At 41.1% G+C, this 15,955-nt stretch carries 20 protein-coding genes and 1 pseudogene; 7 read left to right on the top strand and 14 right to left on the bottom strand.

Annotated features, from left to right (window positions below; translation table 11 throughout):
• Window positions 1–186, bottom strand: a pseudogene (locus H6G48_RS09940) (hypothetical protein); the annotation flags it as partial.
• Entirely contained in the window at window positions 183–530 is a 348-nt protein-coding gene (locus tag H6G48_RS09935) for a DUF4347 domain-containing protein (RefSeq protein WP_190721409.1), read from the bottom strand. The pseudogene H6G48_RS09940 and the gene H6G48_RS09935, both read right to left, overlap by 4 nt.
• Before the next feature lie 263 nt (window positions 531–793).
• Between H6G48_RS09935 and H6G48_RS09930 the strand changes: the two genes are divergently transcribed.
• Window positions 794–1,039 carry a hypothetical protein gene (locus H6G48_RS09930; RefSeq protein ID WP_002747004.1) on the top strand — a complete coding sequence of 82 codons (246 nt, stop codon included), beginning with the start codon at window positions 794–796 and terminating at the stop codon, window positions 1,037–1,039.
• Window positions 1,036–1,440, top strand: a complete 405-nt coding sequence (locus H6G48_RS09925) for a type II toxin-antitoxin system VapC family toxin (protein WP_147074073.1) — start codon at window positions 1,036–1,038, stop codon at window positions 1,438–1,440. The genes H6G48_RS09930 and H6G48_RS09925 overlap by 4 nt, the downstream gene beginning before the upstream one ends.
• 69 nt (window positions 1,441–1,509) lie before the next feature.
• Here the strand turns inward: H6G48_RS09925 and H6G48_RS09920 are convergent, their stop codons facing one another.
• The 3 genes from H6G48_RS09920 to H6G48_RS09910 are packed head-to-tail and all read right to left on the bottom strand — an operon-like array spanning window position 1,510 to window position 3,304.
• On the bottom strand, window positions 1,510–1,899 hold the full coding sequence (locus tag H6G48_RS09920) for a hypothetical protein (RefSeq protein WP_190721407.1): 390 nt from the start codon (window positions 1,897–1,899) through the stop codon (window positions 1,510–1,512).
• A gap of 50 nt (window positions 1,900–1,949) precedes the next feature.
• Window positions 1,950–2,960: an RpnC/YadD family protein gene (locus H6G48_RS09915; RefSeq protein WP_190721405.1), complete on the bottom strand. Its 1,011-nt coding sequence runs from the start codon at window positions 2,958–2,960 to the stop codon at window positions 1,950–1,952.
• On the bottom strand, window positions 2,957–3,304 hold the full coding sequence (locus H6G48_RS09910) for a DUF4347 domain-containing protein (RefSeq protein ID WP_190721403.1): 348 nt from the start codon (window positions 3,302–3,304) through the stop codon (window positions 2,957–2,959). The genes H6G48_RS09915 and H6G48_RS09910 overlap by 4 nt, the downstream gene beginning before the upstream one ends.
• 208 nt (window positions 3,305–3,512) lie before the next feature.
• Between H6G48_RS09910 and H6G48_RS09905 the strand changes: the two genes are divergently transcribed.
• Window positions 3,513–4,403 (top strand): alpha/beta fold hydrolase, encoded by an 891-nt coding sequence (locus H6G48_RS09905; RefSeq protein ID WP_190721401.1) that lies wholly within the window; start codon window positions 3,513–3,515, stop codon window positions 4,401–4,403.
• Between the two features lie 6 nt (window positions 4,404–4,409).
• Here the strand turns inward: H6G48_RS09905 and H6G48_RS09900 are convergent, their stop codons facing one another.
• Window positions 4,410–5,240: a hypothetical protein gene (locus H6G48_RS09900; protein WP_190721399.1), complete on the bottom strand. Its 831-nt coding sequence runs from the start codon at window positions 5,238–5,240 to the stop codon at window positions 4,410–4,412.
• 256 nt (window positions 5,241–5,496) lie between these two features.
• Here H6G48_RS09900 and H6G48_RS09895 point away from each other — a divergent pair, with 256 nt between their 5' ends.
• Entirely contained in the window at window positions 5,497–5,733 is a 237-nt protein-coding gene (locus H6G48_RS09895; RefSeq protein ID WP_052278213.1) for a ferredoxin-thioredoxin reductase variable chain, read from the top strand.
• A gap of 16 nt (window positions 5,734–5,749) precedes the next feature.
• Here H6G48_RS09895 and tyrS read toward each other — a convergent pair whose 3' ends face one another.
• On the bottom strand, window positions 5,750–6,967 hold the full coding sequence (gene tyrS, locus H6G48_RS09890; protein WP_190721397.1) for a tyrosine--tRNA ligase: 1,218 nt from the start codon (window positions 6,965–6,967) through the stop codon (window positions 5,750–5,752).
• Window positions 6,968–7,164: 197 nt separating this feature from the next.
• Here tyrS and H6G48_RS09885 point away from each other — a divergent pair, with 197 nt between their 5' ends.
• From H6G48_RS09885 to H6G48_RS09875, 3 genes are all read left to right on the top strand, one after another.
• A complete protein-coding gene (locus H6G48_RS09885; protein WP_190721395.1) occupies window positions 7,165–8,850 on the top strand; it encodes a glycosyltransferase in 1,686 nt (561 codons plus the stop codon).
• A gap of 96 nt (window positions 8,851–8,946) precedes the next feature.
• A complete protein-coding gene (locus H6G48_RS09880; protein ID WP_041804484.1) occupies window positions 8,947–9,171 on the top strand; it encodes an indolepyruvate ferredoxin oxidoreductase subunit alpha in 225 nt (74 codons plus the stop codon).
• 136 nt (window positions 9,172–9,307) lie between these two features.
• Window positions 9,308–10,045, top strand: coding sequence for an ABC transporter ATP-binding protein (locus H6G48_RS09875; RefSeq protein WP_149985627.1), 738 nt, complete (start codon window positions 9,308–9,310; stop codon window positions 10,043–10,045).
• A gap of 144 nt (window positions 10,046–10,189) precedes the next feature.
• On the opposite strand, the gene H6G48_RS09870 is transcribed toward H6G48_RS09875, so the two are convergent.
• From H6G48_RS09870 to tnpA, 7 genes are all read right to left on the bottom strand, one after another.
• Entirely contained in the window at window positions 10,190–11,275 is a 1,086-nt protein-coding gene (locus H6G48_RS09870) for an alanine/ornithine racemase family PLP-dependent enzyme (RefSeq protein ID WP_002762913.1), read from the bottom strand.
• Window positions 11,276–11,279: 4 nt separating this feature from the next.
• Complete coding sequence (locus tag H6G48_RS09865) at window positions 11,280–12,440, bottom strand: DUF1611 domain-containing protein (RefSeq protein WP_190721392.1); 1,161 nt, start codon at window positions 12,438–12,440, stop codon at window positions 11,280–11,282.
• 142 nt (window positions 12,441–12,582) lie between these two features.
• Entirely contained in the window at window positions 12,583–12,795 is a 213-nt protein-coding gene (locus H6G48_RS09860) for a DUF3134 family protein (protein ID WP_002762915.1), read from the bottom strand.
• 252 nt (window positions 12,796–13,047) lie between these two features.
• The gene (gene psb34, locus H6G48_RS09855) at window positions 13,048–13,356 is read right to left on the bottom strand and encodes a photosystem II assembly protein Psb34 (protein WP_002762917.1); all 309 of its coding nucleotides are present in this window, start codon (window positions 13,354–13,356) and stop codon (window positions 13,048–13,050) included.
• Between the two features lie 173 nt (window positions 13,357–13,529).
• Complete coding sequence (locus H6G48_RS09850) at window positions 13,530–14,903, bottom strand: gluconeogenesis factor YvcK family protein (protein WP_190721390.1); 1,374 nt, start codon at window positions 14,901–14,903, stop codon at window positions 13,530–13,532.
• Between the two features lie 73 nt (window positions 14,904–14,976).
• On the bottom strand, window positions 14,977–15,462 hold the full coding sequence (locus H6G48_RS09845; RefSeq protein WP_190721388.1) for a Tic20 family protein: 486 nt from the start codon (window positions 15,460–15,462) through the stop codon (window positions 14,977–14,979).
• Between the two features lie 148 nt (window positions 15,463–15,610).
• The coding region (gene tnpA, locus H6G48_RS09840; RefSeq protein ID WP_190721386.1) for an IS200/IS605 family transposase at window positions 15,611–15,955 on the bottom strand (345 nt) is incomplete at its 5' end.

Raw genomic sequence — 15,955 nt, 5'->3', positions numbered from 1 at the left:
AGCGAAACGTTTTTTTGTCTTTGCTGAAGCGGTAATCCGTTTCAGTTCTTTTTCTAGGGATTCGGGAATTTTTGTCCAATCAATTAGTTGGTGAACTTCGGGAAAAAAGAAGCATAAAAACGCTTCAAAATACTCGCTTAATGCTTCTTTCCAGGGTTCATCATAATTGGCGGTTGTTGGGTTCATTTGAGTTGTTTGCTTACTCGTAGGCTATGAAGCGCGATAGCGTAACGCACCGATTTAATAATAGAGGTGGTGGTGGTAATCTGGGGATTTTGTGGTAAAAAAGCGGATATTTGTTCGATTCCGTCTTGATTGGGAGTGAGAATAACGGTGGCGATTCCTGGAATTACCCCAGCTTGGAGACTTTGATAATCGCTAACACCAGCATCGAGGAAAACTACGGTAGCGGTTAAACGCTGATTTCTCGCACTATCCACCCGATTAGCTTGACTCAAGCCATCAGATTGAGCGAAATTGAACAAAACATCGTCAACAGCAGCAAAAATCGACAAAAGGGTAGAAGTCATGACGTTAACCTCAAGGGATGAATGCGACTATTTTGTGCAAACAATCGCCAATCTTTCAAGGGTGCTATAACAAAAATTAACATTTATACAAGAAAACGGGTTTCTCAAAGAAACCCGTTTTCTCAGTTATTGCGAAGATGCGATCGCTAACGTCAAAGCGAGGCAGTTATTTGCTTAATTTTAGAGGTTTGCTGGCCAATTAGCATTTTTTGTGATAGATTGTAACCATAGTAACTTTTTATACTTAATTGTCAGTAATAATCATGAATGCTACAGCAATACGTCAACAAATAATTGAATCATTAGCTAATCTTTCTGGCGAACAATTATTACAAATTAGAGAGTTAATCGAGCAAAATTTTTTGCCTCAAATTAAACCTAAATCAGAAGAAGAAAGACAACAGTTAATTAAATCATTACAAGGTAAATATGCTCATGCACCCACCAGTAGTGAAGATTTTGCCCAACAAAAACAAGCAGAAATTGATTGGGAGGAGCGTAATAGATGAATATCATTTTAGATGCTTGTGCTGTAATTGCTTTTGTTCGTAATGAAACAGGAGCGGATCTTGTCAGAGAAACCATCACTAATCAAAATAATAACAAAATGATTCATGTTGTTAATCTTTGCGAAGTTTACTATAATTTTTATCGCGATATAGGAGAATCAGAAACAGAAAAACTAATTCAAGAATTAAGTGATATTAACATAAAAACTCGCTTTGATTTAAGTAGCAAGTTTTGGCGACAAGTAAGCCAATATAAGGCACTAATTAAGCGCATTTCTTTAGCTGATTGTTTTGCTTTAACTTTAGCCAATCAAGAAAAAGGAATTTTACTTACTTCTGACCGAAAAGAATTTGAACCGATTATTCCTCTTAATGTTTGTCAGATTAATTTTATTCGTTAATAAGTCCAGAAAACGGGTTTCTCGAAGAAACCCGTTTTCTCAGTTGAGAATCTCGAAGAAACCCGTTTTCTAGATATTGATTTTTGCCAAAGACTGCTTAAATTCTGCGAGAGAATTAGCGGTAGCTGCTAATTTTAGTAGCTCTTCTAAGATAGTAGGGTTAGTCATTTTGCCGATTATCTCTTCAATTTCTGAAGAAATCTCTCCAAAACGCACAGTTAAAACTGTTTTTATGTCATCGCGGCTTTTTTGTAATGATCCAATTTCCTTACCAATTTCCTTACCGATTTCCTTACCGCGTTCTATCCCTCGTAACTCCCCAATTTCCTTACCAATTTCCTTACCGCGTTCGATTCCTCGTAACTCCATATTACTCATTAAAGGCATGGTTCTTTCCTCCTCAAATTGTTTAATTTTACTCTCTAAACTTGACTGTAATTCAGGGGATAAAGTCATCATATTGTCGATGATTTCAAACAGTTTACTAAGTAAGGTAGGTATTACCCACCCTACTTATTTATGATGATACTAAAAGACTTCCTACACTCCTCAAAAGAATTTACTATAAGTGCGGCTTTTAACATCTCTTCTAAAACCGAAATAACTGAAGCATCATTGAGACATTGTCCAATATCTCCAGGGATCTCGCCTAGTCGGTTTTCCAAAACTTTTTTCACAAAATCACGAGCATTTTCTAACGCTCCAATTTCCTTGCCTATTTCCTTACCAATTTCCTTACCTATTTCTTTGCCAATTTCCTTACCGCGTTCTATCCCTCGTAACTCCATATTACTCATTAAAGGCATGGTTCTTTCCTCCTCAAATTGTTTGATTTTACTTTCTAAACTTGACTGCAATTCAGGGGATAAAGTCATCATATTGTCGATGATTTCAAACAGTTTAATTATCTGTTCTCTCTCGAACTCCTTTTCATACAATCCCCTGATTAACCTCCACTTCCACTGTTCCCGTTGTGGCAGCTTCCCAGTAGTCGCTTTCGTTTTCAGGTGTGCCATGACTATTATAGCAAAAGGATTACTACTTGCTTCTAGTTCTGACCAGCTTTCCTCATAGTCCAGTAATTTAACCGTTGGGAATTTCAGACTCACTTCACAGCCAGCAATGGTATAATTATAGGAATCTGGTCGCCAATTTACTCGTTCATCTCCTAATATAGCGAGACTGATAACTGGTTTCTGATACAAATCAAAGGCCCGATAGTTATAAATATACATCCTCTGAGGGAAATTTTCTTCGTATTGACTTTGAATTTCAATATGAATCAAAATCCAGACTTCTTCACCCCTGAGTAACCAAACTTTATAGAGTTTGTCAGCAAAACGTTTTTTTGTCTTAGCTGAAGCGGTAATCCGTTTGAGTTCTTTTTCTAGGGATTCGGGAATTTTTGTCCAATCAATTAGTTGGTGAACTTCAGGAAAAAAGAAGCATAAAAACGCTTCAAAATACTCGCTTAATGCTTCTTTCCAGGGTTCATCATAATTGGCGGTTGTTGGGTTCATTTGAGTTGTTTGCTTACTCGTAGGCTATGAAGCGCGATAGCGTAACGCACCGATTTAATAATAGAGGTGGTGGTGGTAATCTGGGGATTTTGTGGTAAAAAAGCGGATATTGGTTCGATTCCGTCTTGATTGGGAGTGAGAATAACGGTGGCGACTTCTGGAATTACCCCAGCTTGGAGACTTTGATAATCGGTAACACCAGCATCGAGGAAGACTACGGTAGCGGTTAAACGCTGATTTCTCACACTATTCACCTGATTAGCTTGACTCAAGCCATCAGATTGAGCGAAATTGAACAAAACATCGTCAACAGCAGCAAAAATCGACAAAAGGGTAGAAGTCATGGTGTTGGCAGCAAAGGATGACTGCGGCTATTCTATGCAAACAATCGCCAATTTTTCAAGACCCCTGTAACAGAAATTAATATTGCCAGAAAACGGGTTTCTCAAAGAAACCCGTTTTCTAAAAATGCTTCAAAATATTCGCTTAATGCTTCTTTCCTGACAGTATATATTAAGAAAAGCAACGAATACTTTACAGATAAACAAAAATATGCAGCAAATTCTAGGATTAGAGACACAACCAAAAATCTGGCATTGGCGGGGATTCAAAATCACCTATCAGAGTGCGGGGGAGACGGGACCGGCGATCGTGCTTGTGCATGGATTTGGGGCATCTTGGGGACATTGGCGGAAAAATATCCCCGTTTTAGGCGAAAAATGTCGCTGTTTTGCCCTAGATTTAATTGGTTTTGGCGGTTCCGACAAACCCGAACCGAAAAACGAGATCGATTACACTTTCGAGACTTGGGGGGCGCAAATTGCCGATTTTTGTCGGGAAGTGGTGGGGGGTCCTGCTTTTTTGGCGGGTAATTCCATCGGTTGCGTCGCCATTATGCAGGCTGCCGTCGATCATCCCGATTTTGTCCTTGGGGTGGCGGCGATTAATTGTTCCCTCAGACTACTGCACGAAAGAAAACGGGGTAAATTACCCTGGTATCGTCGTTTAGGTGCGGATATTGCCCAAATAATTCTCAAAAATAAAGCAATTGGGGCTTTTTTCTTCCAACAGATCGCTAAACCCCAGACAGTGCGTAAAATTCTCCTGCAAGCTTATCGGCGCTCGGAAGCGGTAACGGAGGAATTAGTAGAAATAATCCTAAAACCCGCCCGAGATCAGGGAGCGATCGAGGTTTTCCTCGCTTTTACCGGTTATTCTGGCGGCCCACTGCCGGAAGACCTACTGCCGATTCTCCCCTGTCGGGCTATTCTGCTTTGGGGTAGCGAAGATCCCTGGGAACCCTTGGCCTTGGGCCAAGAATTAGCACGATTCCCGACCGTAAAACAGTTTATCCCCTTAGCCGGTTTAGGCCACTGTCCCCAGGACGAGGCCCCAGAAATAGTTAATCCGATTTTATTAGACTTCCTGCAAGCTCAAATCTAAGTTCCTCTAGTAACCAGAAGGCTGGGCATTAATGGGTTGTTGGATGGAGAAACCTCGGTTAATACTTTCAGGTGGGACTTGATTGGGGGTGCCATTATTGTTGGACGGCATTCCCTGATTGGGATAACCAGTGACGTCAGGTTGACTGCCGTAGACGGGGGCCTGATATACGGGGGGTTGATAATAGTTGGATTGGTTGCTAGGGCCCGGGACCGGGTTAGGGTTGGCATTATTCCGGGAGGGTAGGGCCTGAACATTTTGTTGCTCAGGGGAATAATTTCCCTGGGGGTTGACTTGATTCGGGCTGCCCCCGGGGTTGGGATTAGGAAAATTATTCAAGTTATTAGTCCGCGAGCGATTTTCGATTTCCCTTTGTAAAGGATAATTGCTAGTGTCGCCACTAATCGGTCGCACTTGAATCGGTTGCAGACTTTTACTAGCCTTCGGAGCCTGATTTTGCTTAGGCTGCGGCATTAACGGGGTGAACAAAGAGGGTTTCTGGTTGTTATCGGGATTAGTATTTAAAGGATTAAAAGGCTGGGTCGAGGCCGGTTTGTTCAGGCGAGCGGTATTATTATGGGCAGGAATGGCCGGCAATGGTACAGCAGTGGGGAGAGGAGTATCGGTAATCTGGTTAGCCCTGATTTCCCGCTCCTCCAAGGACATTCCTGGGGTATCTAATACCGAACCCAACCATTCAGGATTCTGTTGATATACCCACAAACCAATTAGAGCCAAGGAAAATATTCCTAACGGTAGCCAAAATAAAGGTTGGGCAAAGGGTTTTAATCCCGCCAGGAAATAGCGCATGGAAGAAGAATCTTTATAGTCACTCATACCGCTTAACCCTCTATAGGTTTTCCCCCATGCTATCAAATCAGTGAGCAGTTATCAGTTTTTTAGCCGTCAGCCTTGCACAACAGGTGACGCTTAGGTTGCTCCCAGTATTGCTGCTTACGAACAAAAGTATCGTCAAAGCTCAAGCTCTAGGTTTCAATCTTAAGAGTTTTCAGTTCCCCGTTCCCTGATACGGCGTACAATGATAAGATTGTCTTCAAAGATACAATAGGCGTTTGTCTTCGCTAGAGAGTTTATGAAAGTTGGCGATCGAGTTCGTGTAATTGAGTCTGTGGTAGTTTATCACCATCCTGAACACAAATCGGATCCTTTTGACGTGAAAGGACTAGAGGGAGAGGTGAAAGGGATTGTCACCGAATGGCGTGGTAGGCCGGTTAGCGCCAACCTACCCGTCCTCGTCGAGTTCAGTAAAAAGTTTAAAGCCCATTTTCGAGATTTTGAATTAGAAATCGTGGAAAAAGCCGCCGAATAGGGACTTTTTCGCTTATTTAAGCTACAAAGCGAATAAATTTATTTTTGCCCACCTGTAGGACTTTTCCCGTTAAAGCTTCGGCTGTCTCAAAACTTTTGTCCACATCGGTGATTTTCTCACTATCGATTCTGACTGCACCCCCCTGAATCTGTCTTCTCCCTTCGCCGCTACTTTTACATAAGCCGGTGGCCGAGAGAAGATAGAATAATTTCAGGGGAAAAGTGACCGCTGCTAGGGAAAATTCGGGTACAGAAGCTGCTGCTGCTGTATTTCCCTGTAGAACTATCTCCTGCGCTGTTTTTTGTGCCTTTAATGCTTCCTCTTTCCCGTGAAACTGGGCAACTACCTCGATCGCCAGTTGTTTTTGTGCCTCTCGCGGATTGCTCGCCATAGCATCTAAGGGCAAATTTGTCAATAGTTCGTAATAATCTTTTAACAAAGCGTCGGGGGTTTTTTCCAGTTTCGAGTACATGGACAGGGCCGATTCCCGCAATCCCACATAATTATTCAGGGATTTGGACATTTTTTGACTGCCATCGGTTCCGATTAAAATCGGTAAAAGTAGCCCGAATTGCCGTTTTTTACCGAAATATTTCTGCAAATCACGACCGACGGCAATATTAAATTTTTGATCGGTTCCTCCCAATTCGACATCGGCCTCGACAGCTACGGAATCATAACCCTGCATTAAGGGATAGAGAAATTCATGGAGAAAAATCGGGGTTTCCTGGTCGTAGCGTTCGGAAAAGCCTTCTTTTGCCAACATTTGCCCCACGGTCATGGTGGAGAGGAGTTCGAGAATTTGCGATAGGTCTAATTTCCCCAACCATTCCGAGTTATAGCGAATTTCTAGGCGATTAGGGGTGTTAAAATCTAAAATTGGGCGTAATTGTGCCAGATAATTCTCGGCATTGGCTCTCACTTCTTCGATGGTCAATTGTTTTCTAACTTCCGATTTTCCCGTCGGATCGCCGATTCTAGCGGTAAAATCACCAATAATCACCACTGCTACATGACCGGCATCCTGGAAAGCACGCAGTTTCCGAAAAGGGATACTATGACCTAGGTGAATATCGCTGCCGGTGGGGTCAATACCTAGTTTAATTCTTAAAGGGCGATCGGTAGTTTGCAGTAGTTGGGTTAAATTTTCCCTAGGATCTTGGGAGTCGGGTTGATGGGGGAATAGGTCACTGGTGCCACGGGTTAGCCAGTCTAGGGAGGAAGATACGGTCATTGTTGCTCATTTTCCACAGCCTTCCCATTATAGTTTTTTATTATGTCAAGTAACAAGCCAAAGGTAAATAAACTGGTATCTTCAATAAGAGTCGATAACATCTTGACAATTCTCCCGATCAAATATAGAGTCTTAAAATCTTCTTTTTCAAAATTATCAAAAAATTTCCCTGTCTTGAATTGCGATCAGATAAGCCGATGAATCCTAGTTTTAATAACTCTATACCAGTGCAGAGTATCAAAGTTTCTGTAATTGTTTCTACCTATAAATCCGCGGAGTTTATCCGGGGTTGTCTAGAGGATTTAGTTACTCAAACTCTTTACGAAAAGGGAGAAGTAGAACTTATTATTATCGATAGTGCTTCCCCGGAGAATGAAGGGGAGATTATCCAAGAGTTTCAAGAAAATTATCCTAATATTATTTACCAGAGAACTAGAGAACGAGAAACCCTCTACCGCGCTTGGAATCGTGCTATTAAACTAGCTAGGGGTTCCTATATCACCAATGGGAATACTGATGATCGTCGCTGTTTTAATGCTCTGGAAATTATGGCTAATTATCTAGATAACAATAGAGAGATTAGTTTGGTTTATGCCGATCAATTAATTACCACCTTCAAAAATGATACTTTTGCCACCACCCCAGCTTTAAAACATTGGAATTGGCCAAATTACTCCTATCAACAGATGCGTCAAGGTTGTTGTGTGGGTTCTCAAGCAATGTGGCGAAAAATGCTGCACGATAAATATGGTTATTTTCAGGAAAATTTTCGCTGTGCTGGTGATTATGAATTTTGGTTAAGAATCGGCATTCAAGGCGAAAAAATGGCTTTAATTCCTGAGATTTTAGGGTTATATTATTTAAATCTCCAAGGCTTAGAACATGGCAGTAATGGTCAAGCATTACAGGAACATTATCAAGTGTGTAAAATCTATAAAATTCCCCACCCAGACATTAAGGATATAGAAATTAAACCCAATCCAGTTAAGATGGAAGATTTAGGCATAATTTTACAGGAAGATGAGCGAGAAAAATTACAAACAATTCAAGCTATCTCCCGGAAAAGATGCCCAATTATTGTTATTGATGGCGTGATCTTTCAACTTAAGCAACGAAAATTAGCCAGAATTTGGTCTTCAATTCTAGAGCATTGGAGTCAATTAGAATTTAGTCAACACATTGTTATTTTAGATAGAAATAACACCGCACCAAGATGGGAAGAATTTAAATATTGGCCTGCGGAATCCTACGATTATAATTGTACGGGAAAGGATGCCAGAAAAATTCAAGCTATTTGCGATCGCCTACAGGCAAATTTATTTATTTCCACTTTTTATACCAGTCCCTTAAACACTCCTTCTCTACTTTTGCTTGCTTATGAATTCCCAGAAGAAAACGGCAATTTACCAGTAGATTTAGAAAAACACTATGCAATTTTGTCCGCTTCTAGAATCATCGCTTTTTCCTCTGATATTGCCCAAGATTTAAGAAAGTTATACCCCAAAATTACCCCCGAAAAGATTGATATTATCGAGTTTTTTGAAGTTAATCAAACAATAGCGGAAGAAATCACTGATTTTCTCTGGTATGCGCTCAGTGAAACTAAGGAATCAAGTCAGAATCAAGTCTGGTTAGAGTTAAGAAAATTACAGGAAGCACAACAGATAATGTATCTGAAACAACAGCAAGATTATCGTACTATAAAAGAGATGGAAATATCCCTAAAAGAATTAGAAAATAATCATAATTATCTCCAGAAAAATAATCAGGAATTACGGGAAGAAATTAACTATTTGTCCTCCCGTAAGGGAATAGTAAAAACCCTAGCGAAAACTTCTATCTTACTTCTTGCTAAGATCAAGAAAAAACTCCCAATATTTTAGGGAATTAAGAGAAAGTTTCCTAACAATGATTCCAATCCTGGCACGACAGGGCCTAAAAGTGGTAAAGTAATGTTAAGAATTAGAGGAGAAAACACTGTGCCACATTCGATCGTCACTGGAACTTGTGAAGGGGTTGCCGATTGCGTTTCCGCTTGTCCTGTTGCTTGCATCCATCCCGGACCGGGTAAAAATGTTAAAGGAACCGATTGGTATTGGATTGATTTTGCCACTTGTATCGACTGTGGTATCTGTCTACAAGTATGCCCCGTCGAAGGTGCAATTCTGCCACAAGAACGTCCTGATTTACAAAAAACTCCCTAATTTATCAGTTATCAGTTATCAGTTATCAGTTATCAGATGTAAGTTTTCAGTTCACTGATTACTGTTCACTGAAAATGCTTCCCACTTCCCAATTCATAATTCATATTACTCTCTCCCATCTCCTTTTTACCTTACCATGGATTATCTTTTAGAAGTTGAACAAGTTTATGCTGGTTATGTGCAGGATTTATACATATTGCAAGGGGTTAACTTTCGCATTGCACCAGGGGAATTAGTCACGGTTATCGGTCCCAATGGTGCGGGAAAATCTACCCTCGCTAAGACGATTTTTGGTTTATTAAAACCCAGTGCTGGAACTATCACTTTTAAGGGACAAAATATCGCCGGTTGGAAATCTAATCAAATCGTTCCCCTCGGAATGGGTTATGTTCCCCAAATTGCTAATGTTTTTCCATCCCTGAGCATTGAAGAAAACCTTGAAATGGGAGCTTTTACGAGCAAAGGAAATATAAAATCTTTAAAAGAGCGCATTTATGCCATGTTTCCCCGTTTGCTCGAGCGCCGTCGTCAGAAAGCTGGCACTTTATCCGGAGGAGAAAGACAGATGTTAGCCATGGGACGAGCGCTGATGTTGCAACCGGATTTATTAATTCTCGATGAACCTTCGGCAGCTTTATCTCCTATCTTAGTAACCAGCGTTTTTGAACAGATAAAAGCGATTAATCAGACGGGAACTGCAATTATTTTAGTGGAACAGAATGCCAAAAAAGCCCTAATGATGTCCGATCGAGGTTATGTTTTAGAAAGTGGTCAAGATCGTTTTCAGGGATCGGGTCAAGATTTACTCAATAACCCGAAAGTAGGGGAATTATACCTCGGGGCGGCTTATCATGGTGCCAAACGAGATGATTAGGAATTTGTTAAGGATTGAGGGGGATTTTGATTTCTTCCCAGAATTTAGCGATAGGATAGTAATTGAGTACAAATCTCTACGGCCCTGATGTCAAGGTGATAAGCCAGCAAACCCTAAATATATCTGTGGATATTTATTCATCGATCAAGACAGTTGTGCTACTGCATTGAGAGCATAACTTTTAGTAATAAAAGGAGAAGTCATGGCTGTTAAAAGTCCTCCGTAATCAAGATTAAAACTGACTTCGCTTCCTACTTTTAACCTCTTGTTATGACTATCAAGAACTAGATGATCGCTACTAGAACCTAATATTTTTATCTCCTGACTTGTTTGTAATCCAGAGATAAGAATATCCTGTCTTCCTAATGCAATAATAACTCGACGGTGAATGCCTTGGTCGATAAAGCTGGGAACATTACCAAAAGCATCTCGACCAATTTCTCCAGAGGGTAGAGATGGTTTATCTTTGGATTCGATTACTTCGGCAATTAACCGAAAAGCATCGGTATATAAGCCTGGTATAACTTGTCGATTAACTGTTTCACAACCTAATAAAATTGATTCTCCTAAACGCAGATTATTAATCCGACCAACTTCGCTACTTTTTTGATACCATTGATAGTTAGCAGAATTGCCTCCTGAAATAATCGGTAATTTTATTAAAAATTCCTGCTCAATTGTATCTGTTAACACAGATAATTTGCTCATATTATGGCTATCAGGTTTAATCCCTCCATAACAAGCCAAATTACAACCCAGTCCAATAATTTTGATAAAGGGAAAAGCGAGGGTCTTTTTGATGAACTTGACCAGATCTTTCGGCAGTACACCTTCGCGTAAATCCCCTAACTCCGTCATGATAATAATGCGGTGTATTTTTTGCTTTTCTTGAGCATAATAGGAAAGTTCCTGAATTGTTGCTAATTCGGTATTTAAGCTGATATCTGCAATGTTAACCACTGATTCTGCTTGACTCAAGGCAGTACGCAACAGAACAAAAGTTGTCACTATTCCTGCTTGTTTCATTTTGAGAATATTTTCGATTCGAGAGTCAGCGATAAAGTTGACTCCACCTTGAATCATCGCCAAGGCGATCGAGGGATCACCCAAAATCGCTTTGGAAACTCCCATCACAGAAAGTCCCTTGCTACCGTAGAATTGGCAGAGTAAACGAGCATTATGGCGTATTTTCGGGAGAGAAATCTCGATTCTGGGTAAAAGGTCTTTCATCAGCCTATTTGCTCCCAATTGCGGGAATTGCAGCTAAAATTTCCCCTTTGATTTTCCGGTTTAATTTCGGAAAGCGATCGCATAAAGCTTGGACTAATTTCTCACATCCGTGTAACAAAACATCAGTAGTCGGTAACTGAAAATCTCGCTCATATTTGGCAATAATACGCTCAGTGGCTGCTGCGGTGAGATTTTCGTGATTAATCGCAATAGCGATAACTTTAGTGGGAGAAATTGCCTCAATTAGTGAAATTTCTTCCTGTAATTTTGGCATGGCTAAATGAGGAAAATCACAGCGAAATTTTCGGGCTGGGGGATGTTGTAAAATAATCCCATCGGGCCTACTTCCTTTCAAAATTCCCACGGAACTCATAAAAGCAGGATGACTCAGAGAACTTTGTCCTTCCACTAAAATAATATCGGGTTTTTCTTGCTCAAAAGCTTGAACCACAGCATTTTCAATTTCACCGATGACAAATTGAGAAACCAAAGCATCGATCGAAACCCCATATCTTGCTCCCTGCATCAAGCTAGTTTGTCCAGTAGCGACTAAGACAGACTTAATACCCAAGCCTTGGAGAGTTTGATTAACTGCCACCGCAGTGGTCATTTTTCCGCAAGCACAATCGGTTCCTAAAAAGGCAATAACGGGTATATTTACTTGGGAAATTTGCCCAGTAAATACATGAAGATCAGCTAATTGTGGTGGTTTACGAATGTCTGTAATTTGCACACCATACTGACTAGCTTGCTCCCTAAATTCTAAATCCTCGGAGAAGAATTGATGCAAACCATTAATAATCTCCATTCCTTGTGCCATTGCTTCTAAAATTAGCAGCCTTTCTAGGGGGGGAATAAACGCTTCTAAGGGTGCTTTGCCGTAGATATAACAATTGGGAACATCTCTAAGTTTTTCTAAGGCTGCTTGTAAATTGGCAAAAATGGGAATATGATTTTTTTTATCTCCTAATGCTTCTCCCGCATCTTTTCCCGCTAAGGAACTATCCAGCACTCCAACAATTGTATATATTTCTGATTGTCGGATCAAGCCAGCTGCCGTTTTTCCGTCCACACGTCCAAACTGATTTTCACAGTAAATTAAAGCCGTTTTTTTCGTTGATACCACTTTCTTAATCTCCTGAATATTAGATAATTGAAATTTCACTCCTAACTCCCAGTAAGTAGGGAGGCACAATTATTTGTAGGATGGGTTAGCAGTAGCGTAACATGAGCGGGCGTTGGGTTTCATGCTTCAACCCAACCTACGTTCATCTTATATTTAATTCCACCCACCTACTTAAGACTATTTATTCTTCTTCTTCTTCTATAGCATAATTATCTGGATCGATAATATCGTCTAGTTCTTCTAAGATTTGCAAATCGGGATGAGCATCAGATTGACGTAATTTTAATCTTCCTGTCCGTTCTAACCAATGGAGAAGGGTTTCTTTGGAAGTTATCTGCATAACAGGAATTGCCTGATAGCGAGGTTCTTGACTAAGAGAAGGATTAAATTTCATACCTGTTGAATTTCCTTTGAGAAGTTATCTCTATTGGTTGTTCTATTGTTGATCACGAAGCAACCCACAAAAAACTGAAAAAAATTGTCAAGTTTAACAAAGTAAAAAAGTTCAGCTGTCAGATTTACTATTTGGACAGATAGATAGAGTCGGTTCCAATATATGCTCCCGATACTTGGGATGCAGACTCTATGGTGTAAATTAAAGTTTTCCTGTCTCGCTCAACTTAAATGTCAATCCTACGGTTTTTATCTAGCTAACGGAAAAGGTGATTAATAACACCAAAGCAACCAACAAAACCGCCCCTACTCCTTGCAAAATATACCATTTTTGCTGTTCTAAAGATGGGGATTTTGATAGATAAATCTTGGGTTCGCTACCATAGTTATTGATGATTCCTTCATCATCTACTGTATAGCCCTCTGGGAGAGGTATATTAAGTGATGGATAGTTTTGCCCGTTTATATCTAGTTTAACCTCAGCAGGAATTAATTCACTTCCATCGCTTGGGGAATAGACTGTCGCACCTGTCTCTTGATTAGATTTAGTAGAGTAGTGCATGATCATCTCTCTTCAAAATCTGAGTATAACACAGAATAAGGCGAAATGGTTTTTAGGCTAATTTTTTCCTAGGGCTTTAATCAGCAAATTTGGCTAATGTCGGCAAATTAAAGCAAAAAATATGATTTTATAACTTGACAAAGCTAGATAAAAACATTTAGTCAACTCGCTATTCACTTTTTAGCATACCAGCGCCATAAAACTCGCGCTAAACGTTGGGGATCATGACTAACTTTGGCAGTAACTTCATCTTCTGCCATTACATTCGCTAAAACAATGCGATAACCCATTTTTCCCACCTCCTCGCGATCTAAAAACACAGGATGACTATGCTCTTGGGCGTATAATTGCAGAGATTGGGGCGATGGTGCAGTTCTTTGGGCTAAAACTGCATCAAAGACGCGTTCCTCGCAGACTTTTTCGATCGCCCGAATATGATCAGCCACCGAATAATTATCCGTTTCCCCCGGCTGGGTCATAATATTACAAACATAGACACGGGGGACTGTCACCTGTGCTAGGGCCTGACGAATTGCGGGAACCAACAAATTAGGGATAATACTGGTATAAAGACTACCCGGCCCGATAATAATATAATCTGCCTCCTTGATTGCCGCTAAAGCAGCCGGTAAAGCGACCGGATCGGCAGGATGGCAGCCAATCTGACGAATTTGCCCCATAGCTTCGGTTATCTTCGATTCTCCCTCAATAATGCGCCCATCGGCTAACTTAGCCCAGAGACTAACATCGGTAAGGGTAGCAGGTAGCACTTTGCCGCGAATGGCCAAAACTTTAGCACTAGCATCGATCGCCTGTTCCAGATCGCCGGTAATCTCGGTCATAGCGCTGATAAATAAATTACCAAAACTGTGGCCCGATAAACCATCCCCGGCATGAAAGCGATATTGAAACAATTCCGTTAATAACTTTTCCTCATCGGCTAAAGCGGCGATACAATTGCGAATATCCCCCGGGGGTAAAATGCCCATTTCCCGACGTAATCGGCCCGAAGAACCGCCATCATCAGCTACGGTGACAATAGCGGTGATATTAGAACTATACTGTTTTAAACCGCGTAAAAGCGTCGATAAACCCGTCCCGCCACCGATGGCCACGATTTTCGGGCCGCGATGGAGACGACGATGGGTGCGTAGGAGATCAACTAATTCCTCCGATGCGTCCGGTTGTAGTGCTTCTGTAATCGTTTCGACGGTGCGACTCTGACCCCAGAATAACAAAAAGACACCTAGCAGAACCGCCAGCGGCCCGGAAACAGAATTAGGGACTAAACGGGCGATCATTTCTAATGCTTGGGAAACAAACTCTAAAAAGCGATTAACCGGGGTTAATTTTACCCAAACAGCTAAACCGAAGGAGGTGAGAAAAACGCCGGTTAAACTGATTAAAAGCCAGCGTTTGACAAAAAGACCGGGAGAAAGCCATTTAAACCAACGATTAACCCGTTTAGGCGTTTTTCTGCCCACAGAAGCGGCTATTTTCCCCTTCTGAGCGTTGAGTTCCCGTAGGGTCTGTTTAAATGGACTCATAGATGTGGCCTGGCAGCGAACGCATTGATTCTGGAGAGACTGTAGCCGAAAAAGGGGACAAACTCAAGCTGACCTAACCTCCCACTTGGGAATAGGCCGCCTCGGAAATTGTGGGAATCTCGGCGTATTTGCCGATAACCGACTGTATAATGCTGTAAACACAGGCGGCAAATGCTCCCAAAAAGACGACGTTAAAAAGAGTTTCTACCACTAAATTCGCCCCTAAACCCCTAGCGACGAAACCTAAGACCAATCCCAATAAATACACCAAAATATCGATTAAAATCGCCTGCATGGTGTTAAACCGGATAAAATGACTAATGCGGGGATTGCGTACCACGGCGAAAAAGAGGACGAAAAAGATAATTAAACTGCCAAAGCTTCCCAGAGAACTATAGAGAAAAGCTAAGGGATATAAGGCTATTGCTAAGGCCGCTCCTAAAAAAGGAATTTGCTGGAAGATAAAGATACCGAAGGCAAAAGCGGAATATAAGGGTAAAAGATATACTAAAGCTGCAAAAATGCGATCTTTTGTATCGGTTGAGCCGCGCCAAGTCATAATCTATTGTCTCCTGAGACTACTGCTAACTTCCTTCAAGATAACCCGGCAGCCCACCAGACTTCCCGTAACCGAAAAAATTGATTGAGGACGAAGATTCTTGGACCTCGATCGAGTTATCGAAAATTTGGGTTAAAACCCCGTCGTTTTACGACGGCTTTTCCTGATTTTTAATGTAGCACTTAAGAACTTCCAGTGGCGCACCTCCTACAGAAGACACAAAATAACTGGGCGACCAAAGAGCGTCTTTCCCGTACGGTTTAGGATAACCAGCTTGTCCATACCTGCGACTAGAGACTCCCTTTAAAGAATTGACCATCACGGAAATAGATAGTTTCGGCGGGTATTCAATCAATGCGTGTATGTGATCGGACTCCCCATTAAATTCCAATATCTGAAAATTCATCTTTTCCGCAACTTCCCTAAAAGATTTTTCAACCAAAGTCAGACTTTTACCAGTAAAAACCTTACTTCTGTATTTTGTCACACAGAC

Origin of the sequence: Microcystis flos-aquae FACHB-1344 (assembly GCF_014698375.1) — a bacterium.
Classification (GTDB): Bacteria; Cyanobacteriota; Cyanobacteriia; order Cyanobacteriales; family Microcystaceae; genus Microcystis; species Microcystis aeruginosa.
The sequence above is the reverse complement of the archived record's forward strand: the minus strand, read 5'-3'. Positions and strand labels throughout refer to the sequence as shown.

Bases quoted from the DNA above. Each gene is read 5' to 3' on its own strand.
- psb34 (WP_002762917.1), bottom strand. From the start codon at position 13,356: ATGCACTACTCTACTAAATCTAATCAAGAGACAGGTGCGACAGTCTAT.
- H6G48_RS09920 (WP_190721407.1), bottom strand. From the start codon at position 1,899: ATGATGACTTTATCCCCTGAATTACAGTCAAGTTTAGAGAGTAAAATT.
- H6G48_RS09905 (WP_190721401.1), top strand. From the start codon at position 3,513: ATGCAGCAAATTCTAGGATTAGAGACACAACCAAAAATCTGGCATTGG.
- H6G48_RS09850 (WP_190721390.1), bottom strand. From the start codon at position 14,903: ATGAGTCCATTTAAACAGACCCTACGGGAACTCAACGCTCAGAAGGGG.
- H6G48_RS09895 (WP_052278213.1), top strand. From the start codon at position 5,497: ATGAAAGTTGGCGATCGAGTTCGTGTAATTGAGTCTGTGGTAGTTTAT.
- H6G48_RS09845 (WP_190721388.1), bottom strand. From the start codon at position 15,462: ATGACTTGGCGCGGCTCAACCGATACAAAAGATCGCATTTTTGCAGCT.
- H6G48_RS09930 (WP_002747004.1), top strand. From the start codon at position 794: ATGAATGCTACAGCAATACGTCAACAAATAATTGAATCATTAGCTAAT.
- H6G48_RS09875 (WP_149985627.1), top strand. From the start codon at position 9,308: ATGGATTATCTTTTAGAAGTTGAACAAGTTTATGCTGGTTATGTGCAG.
- H6G48_RS09915 (WP_190721405.1), bottom strand. From the start codon at position 2,960: ATGAACCCAACAACCGCCAATTATGATGAACCCTGGAAAGAAGCATTA.
- H6G48_RS09860 (WP_002762915.1), bottom strand. From the start codon at position 12,795: ATGAAATTTAATCCTTCTCTTAGTCAAGAACCTCGCTATCAGGCAATT.
- H6G48_RS09900 (WP_190721399.1), bottom strand. From the start codon at position 5,240: ATGAGTGACTATAAAGATTCTTCTTCCATGCGCTATTTCCTGGCGGGA.
- H6G48_RS09870 (WP_002762913.1), bottom strand. From the start codon at position 11,275: ATGAAAGACCTTTTACCCAGAATCGAGATTTCTCTCCCGAAAATACGC.
- H6G48_RS09925 (WP_147074073.1), top strand. From the start codon at position 1,036: ATGAATATCATTTTAGATGCTTGTGCTGTAATTGCTTTTGTTCGTAAT.
- H6G48_RS09885 (WP_190721395.1), top strand. From the start codon at position 7,165: ATGAATCCTAGTTTTAATAACTCTATACCAGTGCAGAGTATCAAAGTT.
- H6G48_RS09910 (WP_190721403.1), bottom strand. From the start codon at position 3,304: ATGACTTCTACCCTTTTGTCGATTTTTGCTGCTGTTGACGATGTTTTG.
- H6G48_RS09935 (WP_190721409.1), bottom strand. From the start codon at position 530: ATGACTTCTACCCTTTTGTCGATTTTTGCTGCTGTTGACGATGTTTTG.
- tyrS (WP_190721397.1), bottom strand. From the start codon at position 6,967: ATGACCGTATCTTCCTCCCTAGACTGGCTAACCCGTGGCACCAGTGAC.